This window comes from Methanosarcinales archaeon (assembly GCA_014859725.1).
In the GTDB taxonomy this organism is placed as follows: Archaea; Halobacteriota; Methanosarcinia; order Methanosarcinales; family Methanocomedenaceae; genus Kmv04.
The window spans coordinates 1-3,851 of record JACUTQ010000188.1; the positions used below are offsets into that span (position 1 = coordinate 1).

5 protein-coding genes are annotated in these 3,851 nt (G+C 41.5%); 3 read left to right on the forward strand and 2 right to left on the reverse strand.

Annotation, left to right across the window (positions count from 1 at the left end; translation table 11 throughout):
- Together IBX40_11740 and IBX40_11745 are read left to right on the forward strand one after the other, a co-directional pair.
- Window positions 1-299, forward strand: a 299-nt coding sequence (locus IBX40_11740) for a DUF2098 family protein (protein MBE0524984.1), incomplete at its 5' end; no start/stop codon positions are given.
- Between the two features lie 44 nt (window positions 300-343).
- Entirely contained in the window at window positions 344-1,342 is a 999-nt protein-coding gene (locus IBX40_11745; GenBank protein ID MBE0524985.1) for a phosphoribosylformylglycinamidine cyclo-ligase, read from the forward strand.
- 154 nt (window positions 1,343-1,496) lie between these two features.
- Here IBX40_11745 and IBX40_11750 read toward each other — a convergent pair whose 3' ends face one another.
- Both IBX40_11750 and sepF read right to left on the reverse strand, forming a co-directional pair.
- Window positions 1,497-2,105 carry a ZPR1 zinc finger domain-containing protein gene (locus IBX40_11750; protein MBE0524986.1) on the reverse strand — a complete coding sequence of 203 codons (609 nt, stop codon included), beginning with the start codon at window positions 2,103-2,105 and terminating at the stop codon, window positions 1,497-1,499.
- Complete coding sequence (sepF, locus tag IBX40_11755; protein MBE0524987.1) at window positions 2,102-2,476, reverse strand: cell division protein SepF; 375 nt, start codon at window positions 2,474-2,476, stop codon at window positions 2,102-2,104. Before sepF ends, IBX40_11750 begins: the two co-directional genes overlap by 4 nt.
- A 508-nt stretch (window positions 2,477-2,984) precedes the next feature.
- On the opposite strand from sepF, the gene IBX40_11760 reads away from it, so the two are divergent.
- Complete coding sequence (locus tag IBX40_11760; GenBank protein ID MBE0524988.1) at window positions 2,985-3,749, forward strand: 50S ribosome-binding GTPase; 765 nt, start codon at window positions 2,985-2,987, stop codon at window positions 3,747-3,749.
- The last annotated feature ends 102 nt before the right edge of the window (window positions 3,750-3,851 follow it).

Sequence of the window (3,851 nt, forward strand, 5' to 3'; positions counted from 1 at the left end):
TTCTGGACTGCAATGGAAACACTTTACGGATTGGTAGTCCGGTTCGATACACCGGTACCGGGACAAGCGGATTTGTTATTAACCTCATTATCGAAGAGTACGAGATGTGGGCGCAGCTGGACACTACAGGTCTCAACTATCATGCAAGCACCCTTGTACTGATCGAACCGGGAGAAGTTAAAATAAAAGGGATATATGGCAAACCTATTCCGGCTGTCCACGATATTGTAGAAGAGATGAACCGCAAACTTCTACGTGATGTTACAGGGGCAGATGATCGTAACATTATAGGCCACTGAGGTTTCGAAGTCTTTTTGATATATGGACGACTTAAGTGCGACATATGACGAAAAAGATGACTTATGCAGGATCTGGCGTGGATATCCATCACGAGAACAACGCCATTAAAGCACTGTCCTCAAAGATATCCTACAAACGCACAGGACTTGGTGCACCTCTAACTGACATAGGTCATTATGCAGGACTTATTGAGTTCGGTGAATACGCCCTGGGATTGGCTACCGATGGTGTTGGTTCCAAAGTGCTCATTGCGAATGAGATGAAGCGCTGGAACACGGTTGGTATAGATTGTATAGCTATGAACGTGAACGACCTACTGGCCATTGGTGCCGAACCCCTGTCATTTGTGGATTACCTTGCCATCGCTCGGCCTGATGAGGAGCTCATGGCCCAGATAGGTGAAGGGCTACAAAAAGGGGCACAGCTTAGCCGGATGACAATAGTAGGGGGTGAGACTGCAACCCTTCCCGAAATAGTAAATGGGTTCGACCTTGCAGGTACATGTCTTGGTGCAGTGAAAAAGGATGAGATCATAACAGGTGAGAAAATTACTAAAGGAGATATTTTAGTAGGTGTACCAGGCAGTGGTGTCCACAGTAATGGTTACACTCTGGCCAGAAAGATCATCGAGCAATCTAGCTACAACTATCACGACAAGTTCCCGTATAACCCAAAAACCACCATCGGAGATGAACTCTTAATCCCGACCCGTATCTATATTGAAATATTAGATGTCATAAAGGTATGTAATGTCCACGGGCTGGCGCATATCACAGGCAGCGGGCTTTTGAAATTAAGCAGAATAACAGATCTGGGTTTTGATATACATTCACCACTTGAACCTCAGAGCATATTCAGGTTTCTTCAGGAAGAAGGAAATGTTGACGATTTAGAAATGTATAAAACCTTCAACATGGGCATGGGATTTCTAATAGTGCTGCCCGAACAAGATGCTCAGAGAGCGGCTGAGATTACTGGCGGTAGCATTGTGGGCGAGATCGTGGATTCAAAAATAAAGGTTGGAGAATTAAGGATTGTTTAATTCCCGAACACAATTTTAGGGCCAATATCAATAAAATTAATCCTTCCCAGTTTACTCCTTGAATAAGCTCATCAAATCCCATTATGCCCGTAGGCGTCCTCATCATATTTAACTTCATAAAGTACATTAAGAACTTCAATTATTATTAACTGAATCAATTCTGAAAATTATTTAGTAATTCATCTTTTTCCAATATGATTACTCCTGTTTTCAGGTCTTCAGCTACTTCGGGTGGTAGTATTTCTTTATATGCTTTATCTGACACAATAGCACTATTACCCAACGGGTCCTCAATGATCAAAGTAACTTCCATTTCACCCTTTTTGACCATTTCCAGCAATTTCAACATTTCATGTGCCCTTTGAGTGGTCTCAGGCGGTTCATCTTCCCACCTGCTCACCATTCCCAGGACATTCTCAATGCGGCACAGCACTCCTTCGATGTTGGAAATATAGGATTCACTGGCAGGTCCCGGTTCAACATTGATCTCCAGTTCAGGTATCCTGATGGTGCCTGATGTTGAACGGATCACTCTCACGTTCATGTCGTTAGATGATTGCACTTTATAGGTATACCTGGCAGGCTCACGCTGAGTTAAAATAAAAGTGTCTGCATACCCGAACCCACATTTACAATGGGCACTTGTATACATCACTTCGCCAAAAAAAGGGATGTCGTCAGGCTGCCATGTAATATTGATAGAACTGGAACATAATGGACAGGTGGTTTGTGTAAATATAGGTTTGATGACCTTATTCACTATCTGCCACCGGCAATCTTGGAACGGTCGATCTTAACACCCATAGGAGCCACCAGGACTTGGTCATCCCCAATTCCGGCAATGTCACCATGAACATCTTCGACCACTTGTTTTAGGTCTTTAATAGCCCGGTCAAGATTGAACTTATCACGTTTTAGCAGTGAAATATCAATGAGGAGGAGGTTACCATCATATATCTCTTTTTTAAGTTCCGGTATCTCGTTTAAATTATTCAGTTCTGCGATGCGGATATACATTTCAGCAGGTTCGGTTTCAAGTACTTCCTCATATTTGCTTAGGTCAAGATCCACATATTCATCAACCTCAGACTTTGAGACAGAAGAGCCTCCAAATAATTTTTTAATTTTTGACATGAATATACACCTATTTAACGAACCAAGTTTCTTGAATAGTCTATACAAGTGCCACTACATATATATTTTGATAAATTTCATCACACAGTACTCCGAATAGCCCTACTTACGATTTATTTTTTCAAATTAATCATATCAGAAATCATATTTCTCATTGAAAATTTTTCAATCAATAAGGTCCCTCCCTAATATCAATATCTTACATGCTAATTGCACTTTTGGCTAAAATAAAAAGACAGTCCAGTCAAGTTACACAAAACAGAGCTTAGCTCGGCACGCCCGTGGCCATAGCGTCAAGATTGGCTTGGATTTTCCATAATAAGCATCAACTGCTTCCATACTCACATCTGCTCCTTAAATGGCTTGAAGAGTAGAAATCAATTCACCAGATGGTTTAGTCAAAAGTTGTGACGGCACACCCAACCACAGCGGAGCCAAGTAATAGTGTTAATAATATTTCCCTGACCACACTACATCCTTATATCTTCATGTACTATAGCATACTCTCATGGCAAGCTACAATAAAATTCTGAAAGATGTAATAAGAAAAGCAGATATCCTTCTGGAAGTAGTAGATGCCAGGTTTCCTGATGAGACACGAAACAGCGAGGTCGAGCGTGATATTTCGCGTTCAAAGAAACCTTTCATAATAGTCCTCAATAAATGCGATCTTGTATCAAAACAGACCCTTGAAAAAACCAAATCCCGCTTCTCAAAAATTGCTCCAACTGTTTTTGTGTCCAGTAAACAGAGGCTCGGGACAACAATGTTACGACACAAGATACTTGAAACCGCCAACATACGAGGGCGTGATATTCTGGTCGGCTCACTTGGTTATCCAAACACAGGCAAATCATCAGTAATAAATGGCGTAGCCGGGAAACATAAAGCCAGAACCTCCTCAATATCAGGCTATACAAAAGGAGTGCAACTTGTGAATGCAGGTTCACGCATTAAATTCATTGATACTCCGGGAGTTATTCCCTTTGATGAAAACGACGAATATATACAAGGCTTGCTCGCAATAAAGGATGCAACTCACCTGCAGGACCCTATCGGTGTGGCTATGATAATAATAGAGAAACTGTGCCGGGAGAATAAAACTGCCCTGGAATCCTTTTATCATGTCACAATAGAGGGACAGGATTCCTATGAAGTGCTTGAACTCATAGGCAAACAGAGCAACTTCCTGAAGAAGAAGGGGGAAGTAGATGAAACAAGGACCGCTGTTAAAATGATCAATGACTGGCAAAAAGGGCTGCTGTTGATTTAAACAGAACGACTGCTTACAAAATTATAATCAATATTTGGACAGTGGTGACTGCCAATGTTGATAATGTTCAAGCGGAGACCTTCAACTTAAGACTCCATATAT